This window comes from Clostridium omnivorum (assembly GCF_026012015.1).
Taxonomy (GTDB): Bacteria; Bacillota; Clostridia; order Clostridiales; family Clostridiaceae; genus Clostridium_AX; species Clostridium_AX omnivorum.
Window position 1 is genome coordinate 2234563 of sequence record NZ_BRXR01000001.1, and the last position, 17938, is coordinate 2252500.

The 17938-nt window shown below is 37.1% G+C and carries 10 protein-coding genes, 1 tRNA gene and 3 rRNA genes (1 of these 14 cut by a window edge); 10 read left to right on the plus strand and 4 right to left on the minus strand.

Annotation, left to right across the window (positions count from 1 at the left end):
* Positions 1 to 99 precede the first annotated feature (99 nt).
* Positions 100 to 2016 (plus strand): ABC transporter ATP-binding protein, encoded by a 1917-nt coding sequence (locus tag bsdE14_RS10685; RefSeq protein ID WP_264849917.1) that lies wholly within the window; start codon positions 100 to 102, stop codon positions 2014 to 2016.
* Between the two features lie 13 nt (positions 2017 to 2029).
* Positions 2030 to 2743, plus strand: a complete 714-nt coding sequence (locus tag bsdE14_RS10690) for a Crp/Fnr family transcriptional regulator (protein ID WP_264849918.1) — start codon at positions 2030 to 2032, stop codon at positions 2741 to 2743.
* 53 nt (positions 2744 to 2796) lie between these two features.
* On the opposite strand, the gene bsdE14_RS10695 is transcribed toward bsdE14_RS10690, so the two are convergent.
* Positions 2797 to 4029, minus strand: a complete 1233-nt coding sequence (locus tag bsdE14_RS10695) for an FprA family A-type flavoprotein (protein ID WP_264849919.1) — start codon at positions 4027 to 4029, stop codon at positions 2797 to 2799.
* A 227-nt stretch (positions 4030 to 4256) separates the two neighbouring features.
* Here bsdE14_RS10695 and ric point away from each other — a divergent pair, with 227 nt between their 5' ends.
* Entirely contained in the window at positions 4257 to 4964 is a 708-nt protein-coding gene (gene ric, locus bsdE14_RS10700) for an iron-sulfur cluster repair di-iron protein (protein ID WP_264849920.1), read from the plus strand.
* A gap of 251 nt (positions 4965 to 5215) precedes the next feature.
* Positions 5216 to 6355: a pyridoxal-phosphate-dependent aminotransferase family protein gene (locus bsdE14_RS10705; protein ID WP_264849921.1), complete on the plus strand. Its 1140-nt coding sequence runs from the start codon at positions 5216 to 5218 to the stop codon at positions 6353 to 6355.
* A gap of 65 nt (positions 6356 to 6420) precedes the next feature.
* On the opposite strand, the gene bsdE14_RS10710 is transcribed toward bsdE14_RS10705, so the two are convergent.
* A complete protein-coding gene (locus tag bsdE14_RS10710; protein WP_264849922.1) occupies positions 6421 to 7917 on the minus strand; it encodes a M1 family metallopeptidase in 1497 nt (498 codons plus the stop codon).
* Positions 7918 to 8447: 530 nt separating this feature from the next.
* Between bsdE14_RS10710 and bsdE14_RS10715 the strand changes: the two genes are divergently transcribed.
* The 4 genes from bsdE14_RS10715 to bsdE14_RS10730 all read left to right on the plus strand — a co-directional run bounded on the left by bsdE14_RS10715 (position 8448) and on the right by bsdE14_RS10730 (position 13366).
* A 16S ribosomal RNA gene (locus bsdE14_RS10715) occupies positions 8448 to 9949 on the plus strand.
* A 193-nt stretch (positions 9950 to 10142) separates the two neighbouring features.
* Positions 10143 to 13049 (plus strand): 23S ribosomal RNA (locus bsdE14_RS10720).
* Positions 13050 to 13164: 115 nt separating this feature from the next.
* A 5S ribosomal RNA gene (gene rrf / locus bsdE14_RS10725) occupies positions 13165 to 13281 on the plus strand.
* The 16S, 23S and 5S rRNA genes sit together here with 1 tRNA gene alongside, the layout of an rRNA operon.
* A 9-nt stretch (positions 13282 to 13290) precedes the next feature.
* A tRNA-Phe gene (locus bsdE14_RS10730) sits at positions 13291 to 13366 on the plus strand.
* A 44-nt stretch (positions 13367 to 13410) separates the two neighbouring features.
* On the opposite strand, the gene bcp is transcribed toward bsdE14_RS10730, so the two are convergent.
* The gene (gene bcp / locus bsdE14_RS10735) at positions 13411 to 13869 is read right to left on the minus strand and encodes a thioredoxin-dependent thiol peroxidase (RefSeq protein WP_435382607.1); all 459 of its coding nucleotides are present in this window, start codon (positions 13867 to 13869) and stop codon (positions 13411 to 13413) included.
* A gap of 294 nt (positions 13870 to 14163) precedes the next feature.
* Here bcp and bsdE14_RS10740 point away from each other — a divergent pair, with 294 nt between their 5' ends.
* A complete protein-coding gene (locus bsdE14_RS10740; protein WP_264849925.1) occupies positions 14164 to 16545 on the plus strand; it encodes a sensor domain-containing protein in 2382 nt (793 codons plus the stop codon).
* Positions 16546 to 16583: 38 nt separating this feature from the next.
* Here the strand turns inward: bsdE14_RS10740 and bsdE14_RS10745 are convergent, their stop codons facing one another.
* On the minus strand, positions 16584 to 17120 hold the full coding sequence (locus bsdE14_RS10745; RefSeq protein WP_264849926.1) for a hypothetical protein: 537 nt from the start codon (positions 17118 to 17120) through the stop codon (positions 16584 to 16586).
* 176 nt (positions 17121 to 17296) lie between these two features.
* Between bsdE14_RS10745 and bsdE14_RS10750 the strand changes: the two genes are divergently transcribed.
* Positions 17297 to 17938, plus strand: partial view of a peptidylprolyl isomerase gene (locus bsdE14_RS10750; RefSeq protein ID WP_264849927.1) — the 5' portion only. The gene runs 102 nt beyond the window's last position; 642 of the gene's 744 nt are visible here — the first part of the coding sequence; its start codon is at positions 17297 to 17299; its stop codon lies off the right edge, out of view.

Consider the following 17938-nt stretch of genomic DNA (forward strand, 5'->3'; position numbering starts at 1 on the left):
AAAAGAGTGTCAATTTGATATAATATATATTATAGTTTATTTTATAATAAAGTTGCAAAATAAGATATACAAAATTTAGAAAAGGATGTAGGTAATTTTATGAATGTACTTTCTATAGAGAATATATCAAAAGGCTACAGTGATAAAACACTGTTTGAAAATGTGTCCCTTGGAATAGGGGATGGAGATAAAATTGGATTAATAGGTATAAATGGCACAGGAAAATCCACGCTGCTTAAAATAATTGCAGGAGTAGAAACTGCGGATACAGGCAAGATTATAGTGGGAAATAGAGTGAGTATCGAATATCTTAGCCAGTTACCAGACTTTGATGAAAGTGCTAATGTTATAGAACAAGTATTTAAAGGCAGCTCCCCAGTTATGCAGCTGCTTAGAGAATATGAAGAGGCGGTAGAAAAGTTAAGTGAAAGTCCTGAGGATACGGAACTTCAGAGAGCACTTACTAATCTAAATGGTAAGATGGACTCTATGAATGCTTGGCAGATTGAAAGTGAAGCTAAAACCGTACTTACAAAGCTTGGAATAACAGACTTTAAGGCTAGGATTGCAGAGCTTTCAGGTGGTCAAAAGAAGAGAATAGCACTAGCAAGCAGTTTAATTATGCCTTCCGATCTTCTAATTCTAGATGAGCCTACAAATCATATGGATAATGATACTATAAGCTGGCTTGAGCAGTACCTTAATAAGCGAAAGGGAGCACTTCTTATGATAACTCATGACAGGTATTTCCTAGACAGAGTTACTAATAGAATTATTGAATTAGATAATAGTACTCTCTATAGCTACCAGGGTAATTATAGTATATTTCTAGAGAAGAAGCTTGAAAGAGAGGAACTTGAACAAGCAAATGAAAGAAAAAGACAAAATATACTTAGGAAGGAACTTGCTTGGATAAGAAGAGGTGCAAAAGCTAGATCAACAAAGCAAAAGGCAAGAATCCAAAGGTTTGAGGAACTAAGTTCAGATGGAATAGAGGTTAGTTCAGATAAGCTTGAAATGAATTCTGTAGCAACAAGACTTGGAAAAAAAGTAGTGGAAATCCAGAATATATCAAAGAGCTTATCCGGCAAAAGGCTTATAGAAGACTTTAGCTATATAGTGGTGAGAGACGATAGAGTTGGAATAGTTGGGCCTAATGGCAGTGGAAAATCAACTCTTTTAAATATGATTGCAGGAAGGTTAAATCCTGATGGTGGCAATATAGACATTGGAGAAACTGTGAATATAGGCTATTTTTCTCAGGAAAATACTGAACTCAATGAAGAATTAAGGGTTATAGAATATATAAAAGAGATAGCAGAGTATGTGCTTTTAGCAAATGGAGACAGAATTTCAGCTTCTCAGATGCTGGAGAAATTTCTATTCTCACCTGCACTTCAGTGGACGCCTATTTCTAAGCTGTCAGGAGGAGAAAAGAGAAGACTATACCTTTTAAGAGTACTTATGGGAGCACCTAATGTATTACTATTAGATGAGCCTACTAATGATTTAGATATTCAAACTCTTACTATATTGGAGGATTATCTTGATGATTTTAGTGGAGCCGTTATAGTAGTATCTCATGATAGATACTTTTTGGATAGGGTCACTGATAAAATATTTGCTTTCGAGGGAAAAGGAATTATAAAGCAGTATACAGGCAACTATTCAGACTATATAGAAGAAATTAAAGAAAATGCGGAAGATCAAATAAAGGAAAAGCCAAAACAGGATAAGAAGGATAATAAAGAGGAAGAAAAGAAAAAGAATAAAACACTAAAATTCACCTTTAAAGAGCAAAAGGAGTATGCAGAAATTGATGACAACATTGAAAAGGTGGAGAATCAAATAGCTGATTTAGAGACACAAATAGAAGGGACAGCCAGCGACTACGAAGTGCTGCAAAAGCTTTTAGGCGAAAAAGAACAGCTTGAAAATCAGCTTGAGTATTTGATGGAGAGATGGACATATTTAAATGAACTAGCAGAGGAAATAGAAAAATCAAAAATAAAATAAATTAGGAGGTACTATGAACAGTTGTGATATGCACACTTGTGAAACCTGTACAGGTAAATACTGTGCTACCAAAGCGCCCATATTTTCCATGCTTGATAAGGAACAGATTGGTGAGGTTACAAGCCTTATTGTAAGGCGTAAATATAAAAAAGGACAAATTATTTTTTTTGAAGGCGATGTATCAGATAAGTTTTATATTATAAACAAAGGTAAAATTAAGATTTATAAATACACTAAAGAAGGTAAGGAACAGATATTATATATACTCTCTGAGGGTGACTTTATGGGATACCTAAGCCTCTTAAAAAAGAGTAAGTTTGAGTTTAATGCTGAAGCACTTGAAGATGTTGGAGTATGCATACTTACCAAGGATAGCTTTGACACTATACTAAAAAAGACTCCAGAAATAAGCCTTAAGATACTAGAAAATCTTCACGATAGAATAGTAAGCCTTGAAGACCTAGTGCAGCGATTAAGTACAAAGGATATTGAAGCTAGAATTGCAGGCATTCTAGTAAGTTTTGCCAAGGACTTTGGTGAAGCGCAGGGTAATGAAATTATGATAGATTTGCCCTTAAGCAGAGAAGAGATGGCAAATTATATTGGGGTGACTCGGGAAACTATAAGCAGAAAGCTTACCAGCATGCAGGATGATGGAATAATTCAGCTTATTGGAAATAAAAAGATGGTAATAAAGGATTTAGAGTATTTAAAAGATATGTGTTAATTTATAAAAATATTAAAAGCAGATACCAATAAAAATTGGCATCTGCTTTTGATTTAAGCTCTAAGAAGTACCTCTGATATGGCTTTTGCTGTCCTTATGCATAAATTCTTTGAAGCTTCGTCTGGAGTAAAGGCTACTCTTAATGGAAGCCTAATATCCTCTGCGCCTGTGCTCTTTATTAGATAAGAAGTAGTAAGAACTGTAGCATTAGTACTATTAAGATAATCGCTAATTACTTCAATTGCCTCACCACTCCAGCCGTAGGAACCAAAGGCTGCTGCGAATTTACCTGAAAGATCAAGCTTTGTAAGTTCCTTTAAGACATCTTCTAAGTTGCCTATCATATCGCCATATTTTGTAGAACTTCCAACTAGTATCAAATCAGCTTCTTTAGCTGAAGCTATTATTGTTTCCATTTCTGCATTTTTCACATTTACAACTGTGTTTTCAATATTCATTTCATTTAAGCCTTGCGCTAAACTCTGAGCAACCTTTGAGGTGTTCCCCGTCATAGAGCTTAAAAGCAATAGAGCTTTTAAATTCTTTTTAGTATTTAGGGTGCTCATTTCATCATAAAGCTCAATATACTTATTAGCATTGTCTCTTAAAATATAGCCGTGAGAAGGAGCTATCATGTCTATATCTAGTCTCTTTATCTTAGTTAGCATATCTTTTACATAAGGTCTGTGAGGGTGCATTATAAGCGAGTAGTAAACCTTGAAGTCCTCTGTAATGTCCTCTTTGGCTGAATCGTTAAATAACTCATAATTTGCAATATGGGTACTAAATTGGTCGCATGGATAAAGTATTTTATCTTCAATGCTATAAGTAACCATAGTTTCTTCAGTGTGAAGGTATGGAGTTTCTAAGAATTTTAAAGTCTTTCCTCCGATATCTAAGGTATCTCCATCTTTAATCACTATGAATTTTGCATTCTGTAGTTTGAACATTCCTATCAAAAATTCCTTGCCTTTTTCTGTAGTAACAATAGCAGCATTTTTTGCTTTACTCATTAATGAACCAACTGCTCCTGCATGATCAGGTTCTACGTGATTAACTACTAAGTATTGAAGCCTTTTTAAATCTACCATTTCAGCTAAGGCTTTAACCCATTCTCCAGCAAAGGCTATATCTACAGTATCTATAATAGTAGGTTTATCTGTATCTAAAAAGTAGGAATTATAGGTTGTACCTTTTTCTAATACTAATCTATGAAAGGGAACCTTCCTGTCATCTACTTTACCAATCCAGTAAGCTTTGTCTGCAATTTGTACTTTATTTATCATATTAAATCTCTCCTTTTAATTTTTTTGGGCACTCAATTTATCTCTGCTGTTTTAGTGCCGTGCTTTATGGTCTCATTATAGGAAATAATTTATTTTAAAACTATGATTCAGGTCAATTTATAATTTGATTGTAATCACATAATTAACCTTTACCTTTGGATATAATAAAGTCATAAAAAACAAAAACTAAATCAGTATAGCTGATTAGTTATATAAGGAGGATTATTATGGGAGAATTTCATAGTTCACAAAAGATTGGAGAAATAGTAACAAAGTTTCCGAAATCAGCAGATATATTAAAGGAATATAGAATTGACTTTTGCTGTGGTGGAGATAGACCATTAATAACTGCCATAAAAGAGCAAGGATTAAATGAAGCAGAAATTTTAGATAGAATTAATAATTTATATGAAGAAGTAAAAAGCGTTAAAACAGAGGATATAGATTGGGAAAAGGAATCTATGAGCAAGCTTATAGACCATGTAGTAAATACTCATCATGCTTATTTAGGAGTTGAACTTCCTATAATAAGTGAACTTACAACTAAAATTTTAAGAGTTCACGGAGAAGGACATCCTGAGTTATCGAAGGTGCATAAGTTATTTCACAGTTTGAAGATGGAGCTTGAACAGCATTTAATTAAAGAAGAAGAAATAGAATTCCCTCTTATAAAAAAGTACGAGGAAAACCCTTCAAAAGAGGCTCTTGAGAAGATTTTAAAAGTAGAAAAGGAGCTGGAAGAAGAACATGTGGGAGCTGGAGATATACTAAAGGAATTAAGAAAAATAACTAAGGATTATGCTGTACCAGAGGATGGCTGTAATTCTTACAGACTGACTTATAAAAAACTAGAAGAGCTAGAGGCTGATACCTTCCAGCATATTCATCTAGAAAATAATATACTCTTCCCAAGACTTGAAAATGAAAATAAATAGATAAGTTTAATTAAAGCAGCTGCTGATAGATATATTTTGTCAGCAGCTGATTTTTTATAATATATTAAGCTAATTTTGGAAAAATAAATATTGTAGGAATATTTAATTAAAAATATTGTACCCCTACATTTTATATTTCTATTTTTCAGTAGTATAATTTTCCTATAGGGAATTAATAAGGTCATTATAAGAGAGTATGCAACGTAATAATTGACCTTTAGTTTTAATAAGAGATATAAGGAGGAAGCTGTATGAAGGTACCATATATAATGACGCCTGGACCTACTCAGGTAAGTGAAAATGTAAGATTGGCAAGGGCACTGGAAACTACAAACCCAGATTTAGACCCTCAATTTTATGATTTTTATAAGGAAACCTGTAAGAGAATAGGTGAATTTTTAAATACTAAAAATGAAGTTAGGATATTGAGTGGAGAGGGAATATTAGGCCTAGAAGCTGCTTGCGCCTCTTTAACTGAAAAAGGGGACAGGGTTTTAGTTATAGACAATGGTATTTTCGGAGAAGGATTTGCCGACTTTGTTACCATGTATGGTGGAGAACCTATACTTTTTAAAGGTGACAGGCAAAGAGAAATTGATATTAAGGAATTAAAGGCATTTTTAGATGTAGATAGAGACTTTAAATATGCTACTGTAGTACATTGTGATACTCCTTCAGGGGTACTTAATGATATAAGTAAAATATGTCCGCTTCTAAAAGAAAAAGGAATAATAACTGTGGTAGATAGTGTAGCTGCTATGGGAGGAGAAGAATTTAAGGTGGATGACTGGAAGATAGATATAGCATTAGGGGGATCTCAAAAGGCAGTATCAGCTCCTCCAGGACTTACATTTTTAAGTATAAGCGATGATGCTTTTAATGCTATGGAGAATAGAAAGGAACCTATTGCCTCGTTCTATTGTAATCTGTTAAATTGGAAGGATTACTATGAAAAACAATGGTTTCCATATACCCAGTCAATAAGTGATATTATGGGACTCAGAAAGGCAATAGATAATATACTGGAAGAAGGACTTGATAATATTATAGAAAGGCACCACAGTATAGCAAAGGCTACAAGGCATGCAGTTAAAAGGGCTGGATTAGAGCTGCATATAAAAGACGGATATTCAAGTACAGTTACTGTAATAAATGTGCCAAGCAAAATTAATGATAAAAAGCTAAGAAATCATATGCTTAATAATTATGGAGTTATGGTGGCTGGGTCCTTTGGATACCTAGAGGGTAAAGTAATACGCATAGGACATATGGGCGAAAATGCAAAAACAGATAAGGTTTGTTATACTTTGTTTGCTCTTCAAAAGTCTTTAGAATATTTGGGCTTTACACCAAAAGTGGATATGGTTGAGGAGTTTTTAAAGGAACAATAAAAGCTTAAGGAATATAAAGTGAAATGTAAAAAGAGTTAGCTGCAATCTCTACAGCTAACTCTTAATTATTTGTCTAAAAGCCATTTATCAAAAAACTTATCCCATTTTTTGCCCGTAACTTCTTCTACAACTGCAATGAAATCCTTGGTTTTGGCATTTTTAAACTTATATTTTTCGTAATAGGTCTTTAATATTTTTGAAAATGCCTCATCTCCAACTTCATTTCTAAGATCACAGAGCATAGAAGCTCCTTTTCTATAAACTAAAGGACCATAATCATTCCAACCTTGAAATTTTGAAACAGGTCTCAATACTACTTTGCTGCCTTTAATACTTCTCTCACTGCCAGTATAGCTTCTTACAATATTGTCAAAGTAAGCCTTTGAATTATTCTTCTTTTCAAAATATGCTCCTTCAGAATAAGTAGCAAAGCTTTCATCAAGCCATGCTTCATCAATTTCGTCATTACCTACTGCGCTATACCACCATTGATGTGCAGTTTCATGAACTATTACAACTTCAAGAGTAGGAATTTGATTAGTGGAAGTATAATATTGTTTGCCTATATATACAAGCTCAGGATACTCCATACCTGTTCCAAAGTTGGTTTCTACCACAGAAAAGTTCTTATAAGGATATTTTCCAAAGGCTTCATTGAATTTTTTAATAGAGTTTTCTGCAGCCATCATGGCAATAGCATTATTTTCTTTATTATCTGTAAGAAAGAAGCATCTAACATTTATATCATCAACAACCTTTTCCTGAACAGTAAATTTATTGCTAGTTACAAAGGCAAAATCTCTAACTTTATTTTCTTTAAAGGTATAAGTTTTTTCATTTCCGTTAAGTTTTTCATCCGCAGGCTCTCCAGTCGCAGCTACCTTATAGTCTTTTGGTACGGTTATATTTACAGCATAGTTTGATGCATCACTGTAAAAGGGATCACCGATTTTATAATAAGGATCTAAATTCCAACCTGTCTCGTCAAGTACTGCAGCAATAGGGTACCAGTTGCCAAAGTTAAAGCAATTATCAAGAACTCCAAATCTATCCGATGCTTCAGGAATAATTACAGAAAAATCTATAGATAAATCCACACTTTCTCCAGAGTTAATTGCTTTAGGAAGGATTACCTTTAAAATAGTTTGATCCTCGCCTTGGGTTTCATATTTCAATTTAGAATCCCCATTTTTTACTTCCTTAATATCTAGACTTCCAGGATTAAAGCCATTTGGATACATGTCTTTGATACCTACGAAAGCTGTAGGGGCAGTGGCCTCATTTTTATATGCATTTGGATATATGTGAAAATATACTTCTTTAAGCTCAGAAGCACTCTTATTTGTATATTTAACTTTTTCCTCACCTACAAGTTCTCTTTTTTCAGGAGTTAGTTTTACATTTATATTGTATTCAGAGGGTTCAGCTGCTTTGTTAATAGTAACAGTCTGCTTTGGTGAAGGTGAATCAGTAGTGGCTGTTGGCTGTGTTTTTGTACAACTGCAAAGAATTATTGAACAGCTTAGAAATAAAGAAATTATTAGTGTTGTGGTCTTTTTCATGTAAAGTACCTCCTATAGCGCTTATAAGCTTAACTTGTATTATTTCAGGATATAGAGCGATAATTGATGTAATTTAATACATACCATAATAAGTTTATATTAAATATTAAAAAATATACTGATATCCGTAAATAAATGTTATTACATATTTTTACAAATGTCAATTAATGTAGCGTTTTTAAAAGATTATTACAATAACTTATCCTAGTGTATCATTATGAGGGATTTTAAGAAATATGGATATATCATGAGAAAATGAAGTGTAAATTCATATAAAGGTTCATTATGCCTAAGAACTGCTTAATGTGTGTGATATAATAACACATGTCGCTTCGGTAACAAATAAATGTTGTAAAAAGTGCTTAAAAAAAGTATTGACAACAATAAAGTGAAGTGATAAACTATAAAAGCTGTCAGATGACAGCAACTTGGTCCTTGAAAATTAAACAGATATTAAGGTAAAAAACCAGCAATTCTTTATGAGATTAATAATCTCAAAAAATAAGCGAATGAGCTTAAAATCAAACTTTTAAATTGAGAGTTTGATCCTGGCTCAGGACGAACGCTGGCGGCGTGCCTAACACATGCAAGTCGAGCGAGAGACTTCGGTCTCTAGCGGCGGACGGGTGAGTAACACGTGGGTAACCTGCCTCAAACAGGGGGATAGCCTCCCGAAAGGGAGATTAATACCGCATAACATCACGCTATCGCATGATAGAGTGATCAAAGGAGTAATCCGGTTTGAGATGGGCCCGCGGCGCATTAGCTAGTTGGTGAGGTAAAGGCTCACCAAGGCGACGATGCGTAGCCGACCTGAGAGGGTGATCGGCCACATTGGAACTGAGACACGGTCCAGACTCCTACGGGAGGCAGCAGTGGGGAATATTGCACAATGGGGGAAACCCTGATGCAGCAACGCCGCGTGAGTGATGAAGGCCTTCGGGTTGTAAAGCTCTGTCTTTGGGGACGATAATGACGGTACCCAAGGAGGAAGCCACGGCTAACTACGTGCCAGCAGCCGCGGTAATACGTAGGTGGCAAGCGTTGTCCGGATTTACTGGGCGTAAAGGATGCGTAGGCGGATATTTAAGTGAGATGTGAAATACCCGGGCTCAACTTGGGTGCTGCATTTCAAACTGGATATCTAGAGTGCAGGAGAGGAAAGTGGAATTCCTAGTGTAGCGGTGAAATGCGTAGAGATTAGGAAGAACATCAGTGGCGAAGGCGACTTTCTGGACTGTAACTGACGCTGAGGCATGAAAGCGTGGGGAGCAAACAGGATTAGATACCCTGGTAGTCCACGCCGTAAACGATGAATACTAGGTGTGGGAGGGTCCAACCTTCCGTGCCGCAGTTAACACAATAAGTATTCCGCCTGGGGAGTACGGTCGCAAGATTAAAACTCAAAGGAATTGACGGGGGCCCGCACAAGCAGCGGAGCATGTGGTTTAATTCGAAGCAACGCGAAGAACCTTACCTAGACTTGACATCTCCTGAATAGCCGGTAATGCGGCGAAGCCCTTCGGGGCAGGAAGACAGGTGGTGCATGGTTGTCGTCAGCTCGTGTCGTGAGATGTTGGGTTAAGTCCCGCAACGAGCGCAACCCTTGTTGTTAGTTGCTACCATTAAGTTGAGCACTCTAGCAAGACTGCCGCGGTTAACGCGGAGGAAGGTGGGGATGACGTCAAATCATCATGCCCCTTATGTCTAGGGCTACACACGTGCTACAATGGCAAGTACAAAGAGAAGCAAAACCGCGAGGTGGAGCAAAACTCAAAAACTTGTCCCAGTTCGGATTGCAGGCTGCAACTCGCCTGCATGAAGCCGGAGTTGCTAGTAATCGCGAATCAGAATGTCGCGGTGAATACGTTCCCGGGCCTTGTACACACCGCCCGTCACACCATGAGAGTTAGCAACACCCGAAGTCCGTGAGGTAACCGTAAGGAGCCAGCGGCCGAAGGTGGGGTTAGCGATTGGGGTGAAGTCGTAACAAGGTAGCCGTAGGAGAACCTGCGGCTGGATCACCTCCTTTCTATGGAGAACAGCCTATTAGCGTAAAGCTGATATGGTTAGCTGGTACTCTTAATATTCTGTTTAATTTTGAATGACCAAGTCATTCAAGTTGTTCTTTGAAAACTGAACAGATTAAGTAAAGTAATTGTAATACTCAAATTAAACTATGTTTATAAGGGTATACAATTTCGCAAAATAATAAATTGATTTTAGGTCAAGCTACGAAGAGCGCATGGTGAATGCCTTGGCACTAGGAGCCGATGAAGGACGCGATAAGCTGCGATAAGCTTCGGGTAGGCGCAAATAGCCTGTGATCCGGAGATTTCCGAATGGGGCAACCCACACAGTAATAACTGTGTACTGTATACTGAATAAATAGGTATATGGAGGTAAACTCAGGGAACTGAAACATCTAAGTACCTGAAGGAAGAGAAAGAAAAATCGATTTCCTAAGTAGCGGCGAGCGAAAGGGAAAGAGCCCAAACCTTAGCCTAACGGCTGAGGGGTTGAGGACAGTTCATAAACGAAGAGGTATCTTAACTGAAGAGAACTGGAAAGTTCCACCGCAGAGTGTAATAGTCACGTAAGTAAAAAGAGAAAACTTCAGAGCTGATCCAGAGTACCACGAGACACGTGAAACCTTGTGGGAAGCAGGGAGGACCACCTCCCAAGGCTAAATACTACCTAGTGACCGATAGTGAAGCAGTACCGTGAGGGAAAGGTGAAAAGAACCCCGGGAGGGGAGTGAAATAGAACCTGAAACCGTGTGCTTACAAACAGTCGAAGGGCGTTAATGCCTAACGGCGTGCTTTTTGTAGAACGAGCCAGCGAGTTACGATGTGCAGCAAGGTTAAGTACTTAAGGTACGGAGCCGAAGGGAAACCGAGTCTGAATAGGGCATTTAGTTGCATGTCGTAGACCCGAAACCGGGTGACCTATCCATGGACAGGTTGAAGCGGAAGTAAAATTCCGTGGAGGACCGAACCACGTTGGTGTTGAAAAACCATGGGATGAGCTGTGGATAGCGGAGAAATTCCAATCGAACTCGGAGATAGCTGGTTCTCCTCGAAATAGCTTTAGGGCTAGCGTCGGGTAAAATAAGTAATGGAGGTAGAGCACTGAATGGGCTAGGGGGCATTGCGCTTACTGAACTCTATCAAACTCCGAATGCCATATACTTGTACCCCGGCAGTCAGACTGCGAGTGATAAGATCCGTAGTCAAAAGGGAAACAGCCCAGATCATCAGCTAAGGTCCCAAAGTGTAAGTTAAGTGGAAAAGGATGTGGGATTTCTAAGACAACTAGGATGTTGGCTTAGAAGCAGCCACTCATTCAAAGAGTGCGTAATAGCTCACTAGTCGAGAGATCCTGCGCCGAAGATGTCCGGGGCTAAAACTTACCACCGAAGCTATGGATGTACCGTAAGGTACGTGGTAGAGGAGCTTCCTGTATGGGCAGAAGTCATACCGAAAGGAATGGTGGACTGTACAGGAGTGAGTATGCTGGCATAAGTAGCGAGAAATGAGTGAGAATCTCATTGGTCGAAAACCTAAGGTTTCCTGAGGAAGGCTCGTCCGCTCAGGGTTAGTCGGGACCTAAGCCGAGGCCGAAAGGCGTAGGTGATGGACAATCGGTTGATATTCCGATACCAGAAGTGGCGTTATTAGAGATGGAGTGACACAGTAGGATAGGATGTGCACACTGTTGGATTAGTGTGTTTAAGCATTTAGGCATGTGGGTAGGCAAATCCGCCCGCTTAGCTGAGGTGTGATGGGGAGCGAAATTTAAGTAGCGAAGTATCTGATTCCACACTGTCAAGAAAAGCTTCTATCGAGGTAACTTCTGCCCGTACCGCAAACCGACACAGGTAGGTGAGGAGAGAATCCTAAGACCAGCGGAAGAATTGTTGTTAAGGAACTCGGCAAATTGACCCCGTAACTTCGGGAGAAGGGGTGCCTACGCAAGTAGGTCGCAGAGAATAGGCCCAAGCAACTGTTTAGCAAAAACACAGGTCTCTGCTAAAGCGAAAGCTGATGTATAGGGGCTGACGCCTGCCCGGTGCTGGAAGGTTAAGGGGACTAGTTAGCGCAAGCGAAGCTATGAACTTAAGCCCCAGTAAACGGCGGCCGTAACTATAACGGTCCTAAGGTAGCGAAATTCCTTGTCAGGTAAGTTCTGACCCGCACGAATGGCGTAATGACTTGGGCACTGTCTCAACAACAAATCCGGCGAAATTGTATTGCGAGTGAAGATGCTCGCTACCCGCGATTGGACGGAAAGACCCCGTAGAGCTTTACTGTAGCTTAGCATTGAATTTCGGTATTGTCTGTACAGGATAGGTGGGAGACTGAGAAGTAGGGGCGTCAGCTCCTATGGAGTCACCCTTGGGATACCACCCTGACAGTACTGAAGTTCTAACCACAGTCCATGAAACTGGTCGTGGGACATTGTTAGGTGGGCAGTTTGACTGGGGCGGTCGCCTCCTAAAATGTAACGGAGGCGTCCAAAGGTTCCCTCAGAGCAGTTGGAAATTGCTCGTAGAGTGCAAAGGCAGAAGGGAGCCTGACTGCGACACCCACAAGTGGAGCAGGGACGAAAGTCGGGCTTAGTGATCCGGTGGTACCTCGTGGGAGGGCCATCGCTCAACGGATAAAAGCTACCTCGGGGATAACAGGCTGATCTCCCCCAAGAGTCCACATCGACGGGGAGGTTTGGCACCTCGATGTCGGCTCGTCGCATCCTGGGGCTGAAGTAGGTCCCAAGGGTTGGGCTGTTCGCCCATTAAAGCGGCACGCGAGCTGGGTTCAGAACGTCGTGAGACAGTTCGGTCCCTATCCGTCGCGGGCGTAGGAAATTTGAGAGGAGCTGTCCTTAGTACGAGAGGACCGGGATGGACTGACCTCTGGTGTACCAGTTGTTCCGCCAGGAGCACGGCTGGGTAGCTATGTCGGGACGGGATAAACGCTGAAAGCATCTAAGCGTGAAGCCCACCTCAAGATAAGATTTCCCATAGCGTAAGCTAGTAAGACCCCTTGAAGAACACAAGGTTGATAGGTCAGGGGTGTAAGCGCAGTAATGTGTTTAGCTGACTGATACTAATAGGTCGAGGGCTTGACCAAATATTCTTAATCTGTTCAGTCTTGAGAGAATAGCATTCTCTTAAAGGAAACTCACTCAACAGAGTTGAGGAGTACTGATTAGTTAGCAAAATCGAAGATTTTGACTAATCATGTATCTGGTGGTAATGGCAAGAAGGTAACACCCGTTCCCATTCCGAACACGAAGGTTAAGCTTCTTAGCGCCGATGGTACTGCAGGGGAGGCCCTGTGGAAGAGTAGGACGCTGCCAGGTTATATATATGGCCAGTTAGCTCAGTCGGTAGAGCAGAGGACTGAAAATCCTCGTGTCCCTGGTTCGATTCCTGGATTGGCCACCAAAAAAACCTTAAGCTAAATGCTTAAGGTTTTTTTATTGTTATGACTATTCAATAGAACAAGTTATGCTTTCAACATGACCATTAACTTTTACTTTTCTATATATCTTTTCGATTATTCCATCTGCATTAATAATAAAAGTGCTTCTTTCAACTCCCATTACTTTTTTACCATACATATTCTTCTCTTTTATAACATCATAGAGTCTGCAAACAACTTCTTCAGCATCAGAAAGTAATAGGAAATTAAGATTATGTTTATTAATAAATTTTTTGTGAGAATCGATAGAATCTCTACTTATTCCTAGAACCACGCCGTTTAAATCTTCTATTTTAGAAAGATTTTCTTTGAATGCAATTGCTTCATTAGTACATCCAGGTGTATTATCCTTAGGATAAAAGTATAGTATTACTTTTTTTCCTCTGTAGTCACTCAACTTATGTTCCTTATCATCGGAACCAGGCAGAGTAAAATCTGGAGCTAAACTTCCTTCTTTAACTTCCATGTTTTCCATATACATTCCTCCTTATCAATTGATAGCAAGTGAAAATATAGAGCTAAATTTACTAGCTGCTAATTCAATCCTTAATGTTAATTATAATACTATTATAGCTTGAATGGTTATAAAAAAATAGTAGAATTGGTTCTTAATAGCTGGCGAAATGCTAGAATGTATAAACTTCACAAACATTTAAATGTATATAATGGGGAAATGTGAAGGAAAAGAGGAGTTTTTGGCGAATTATAAATTTAATTAGTTTTAGCAATTTACTACAGTAAGTTTTTTGGGGGATCAACTATGAAGGATAAGCTAGCAGCACTTTTTTTAAATGTACTTCCAAATATAAAAAGCGATTTAAAAGGACCATTAGATAATAATATGCTTGAGACACATAGGCAATTTATGAAGGGCTCTATTTTAACGCTGTGCATATTTGCCTTAATAGTACTATTATTATTTATACAGAATAAGTACCTAAAAAAGAGAATTGATAGAATAAATAAAAGGTTGAGAAGACAGCATGATTGGCTTCAAACAACTTTATCTAGTATAACTGATGGAGTAATTACAACAGACACAGAAGGTAGAGTGACTTTTATAAATAGTACTGCTAAAGAGCTTTTACAAATTAATGAGGATGCTGCTAAACGCTTAAATATTAATAGTATTTTTAACATATATAATGAAGATAATTGCAAAAAGCAGATATTGCCTTTAGATGCAGTTTTAATAGAAGATAAAACCATAGAATTTCCGGAAAGCACAGTTTTAGTCCTAAAAAATGAAAATCGGTGTAATATTGAGTCAACTATTGGACCTTTAAAGGATAATAATGAAGCAATTATTGGAATGTTTTTAGTTTTCAGGGATATTACTGTAAAAAAAGATACACAGGCCAAACTAAGTGAAAGCTATCAGGAATTAGAAGCTTTATATGAACAAATAGCTGCAGCAGAAGAAGAAATAAGAGAACATTATAAGGAACTGCAAGCAAGCGAAAAGAGCTTGAAGATAAGTGAGGAAAGATTTAGGTTGGCAACAGCAGGCTGCAACGATGGTATCTGGGATTATAACTTACTCACTGGAGAGCTTTTCTATTCAGATAGGTGTAAAGAAATGTTAGGCATTAGGAAGGATACAAACCTTTCTCAATTTAGTAATTGGATTAGTTATATTTGTGAAGAGGATGTTTCTAAATTTCAGGAAGAAATGAAAGCTCATTTAGATAGAATGAAATCATTTTTCAAGGTTGAATGCAGAATTAGAACCAATAATGGGGAGATAAAGTGGGTCTCAATTAGAGGACAGGCTATTTGGGATATTGATGGAAAGCCTACACGTGTAGCGGGTTCTATTACTGATATAACTGATGGTAAGAGAAATGAAGAACTAATATATAATATGGCTTACTATGATACACTAACAGAACTTCCTAATGGAGTATTTTTAAGAAAAAAGTTTAATAGCCGATTAGAAAATGCATTATTATACAATAAACATCTAGCAGTGGTTTTTATTGATATTGATAATTTTAAATCTGTAAATGATATAGTTGGACATCAAGTCGGGGATAAAGTGTTGAAAAAAATCGCTATAGCATATAGTGATGTAATTGGAGAAGAGGATAATCTATTTCACCTAGGTGGAGACAATTTTTGTGTTTTAATTGAAGATTATAAGGCATTGTCAAAAGCTAAAGAGGTGGCTAGCAAGATATTAAAGATGTCCGAAAGTGCAATGATTATCAATAATTTTGAGTTTTACATTAGCTCTAGTATAGGCATTTCTTTATTTCCAGAGCATGGTGCAGATATTGACGTTCTACTTAAAAATTCAGAAACGGCAATGTACTGCGCTAAAGAATATGGGAAAAACAATTACTTTATATTTGATGAGAATATGAATAAAAGGACCTTACAAAAGATAGATATGGAAAAAAGCCTAAGGTATGCTATAAAAAATTATGAGTTTGTAGTTTACTATCAGCCTCAAATAGAAATAAGTTCTAGAAAGCTCATTGGTATGGAAGCTTTAGTGAGATGGAATCACCCAAGGCTAGGATTTATACCACCAATGAACTTTATACCATTAGCTGAGGAGACAGGACTAATAATACCTATTGGAGAACAAATATTAAAAATTGTATGCAAACAAATAAAGGAATGGAAGAATAGGGGGTACCAGTGTGTACCTATAGCTGTAAACATTTCTGCAAGACAGTTTGAAAATGCAGATATTCTTGGAATAATTGATAAGGTAATTAAAGAAGCTGACATTGAATCAGAGCTTTTAGAAATTGAGATTACAGAAACTATAGCTATGTCTGATTTTGAATTTACAGTTAAGATTTTGGAAGGACTGCAGAAAAGAGGAATCAAGGTATCTTTAGATGATTTCGGAACCGGATATTCTTCATTGAATTATCTGAAAAAGCTTCCAATAAATAGGGTTAAAATTGATAAATCCTTCGTTCATGATTTAAGCGTAGGAGCTTGTGAGGAAGTTATTGCAGAAGCTGTTATAAATATAGCTCATAGTATGGAGCTAAGCGTGGTTGCTGAGGGAATAGAAACTGAGGAGCAATTGGAACTTTTAAAACAAAAGGGTTGTGACATTGCTCAAGGATATTTATTCAGCAAGCCTGTATCTAACTTGGAGGCAGAAAAGTTATTAATATAAAAAATAAATGAAAGTCTTAAGAATGACACTTAAGACTTTCATTTATTTTTTGTTCTATATTCAAATATAATATTAGAGGAATAAATAATTTTGTATTTCTTTAAATCTGAGGTGGACTTCTTATTTTTAAAACAAAAGGTGTGAATAGCTTCCCAAAGAAACACCCAAGCTGCAATGTTTATTATTTCGCAAAGAGTAAACACGAACAGTGTTTTTTCCTGATATAGCTGCAGTAAAAAGCCAAGAAATATTAATAAAGAAGCAACAATAGCATATTTTACAATATGCTTGTAAGATTGATTGAGTATTTTAAGTGAATTATTTATTTCTGCAAGATAGTGATCCTGGATTGATTTTATAACTTCTGCTTCTAAATTTCTATCTTTTATATTAATAGGGAGATGAAAGCGAAGTTCTAGTACACAATTTTTAGGCGACTTTTCAAGGTTGTTATGCAAAAATAATATAAACTCTGGAGATAGTCTCTCCATTGCTTTGTCACAATAGGGTGACTTGCAGTATATATCCATATAGTTATCCAGCTTCAAATTAATAGTATTAATAAAGTGAGCCATATTAATTTATTCACTTTCATTTATAATAATTATTAATCTTCTATATATATGAATATGATAGTAATTGGACTAATATTACAAGTTAGGAAGAGTAAAATAAATAAAATATTGGATATGAATATTTAAATATGATATGATGGTTAAGTATATAAATTAGAGTTTAAAGGAGAAAAATTATGGAGAACAATATATTAGCTGTAGTTAACGGAAAAGAGATATTAGAAAAAGATTTAGAATTAGCTATTACAAGATTGCCAAAGGATAGACAGTCGTTTTTCAATACACCTCAAGGTAAAAAACAATTATTAAATCAAATAATATCTTTTGAGTTATTCTATAACTATGGAAAAGATAACGGTATAGAGAATGATGAGAATTATAAAGCTCAATTAGAAATTGCAAAAAATGATTTGATAACACAATTTGCTATAAACAGCGTTCTTAAGGATGTAAATGTTACAGATGAAGAAGTTGAAAAATATTATGAAGCAAATAAAAGTTATTTCATGAGTGAAGAAGAAGTTATGGCAAGCCATATTTTAGTTGCAACACTTGAGGAAGCTCAGGAAGTAGCTAAGAATATAAAAGAAGGAATGGAATTTGAAGAAGCCGCAAAAGAATTTTCAAGTTGCCCTTCTTCAGCACAAGGTGGAAACTTAGGAAAGTTTGGTAGAGGAAGAATGGTTCCTGAGTTTGAAGAAGCTGCTTTTATTTTAAAAGTAGGAGAAATAAGCGAACCAGTTAAAACTCAATTTGGATATCATATAATAAAGGTACTTGAAAAGTTTGATGCTGAATTAAGACCTTTTGCCGAAGTA

Coding starts and splice junctions, on each gene's coding strand:
- bsdE14_RS10745 (WP_264849926.1), bottom strand. CDS start 17,120: ATGGCTCACTTTATTAATACTATTAATTTGAAGCTGGATAACTATATG.
- bsdE14_RS10685 (WP_264849917.1), top strand. CDS start 100: ATGAATGTACTTTCTATAGAGAATATATCAAAAGGCTACAGTGATAAA.
- bsdE14_RS10740 (WP_264849925.1), top strand. CDS start 14,164: ATGAAGGATAAGCTAGCAGCACTTTTTTTAAATGTACTTCCAAATATA.
- bsdE14_RS10695 (WP_264849919.1), bottom strand. CDS start 4,029: ATGATAAATAAAGTACAAATTGCAGACAAAGCTTACTGGATTGGTAAA.
- bsdE14_RS10710 (WP_264849922.1), bottom strand. CDS start 7,917: ATGAAAAAGACCACAACACTAATAATTTCTTTATTTCTAAGCTGTTCA.
- ric (WP_264849920.1), top strand. CDS start 4,257: ATGGGAGAATTTCATAGTTCACAAAAGATTGGAGAAATAGTAACAAAG.
- bsdE14_RS10705 (WP_264849921.1), top strand. CDS start 5,216: ATGAAGGTACCATATATAATGACGCCTGGACCTACTCAGGTAAGTGAA.
- bcp (WP_435382607.1), bottom strand. CDS start 13,869: ATGGAAGTTAAAGAAGGAAGTTTAGCTCCAGATTTTACTCTGCCTGGT.
- bsdE14_RS10690 (WP_264849918.1), top strand. CDS start 2,030: ATGAACAGTTGTGATATGCACACTTGTGAAACCTGTACAGGTAAATAC.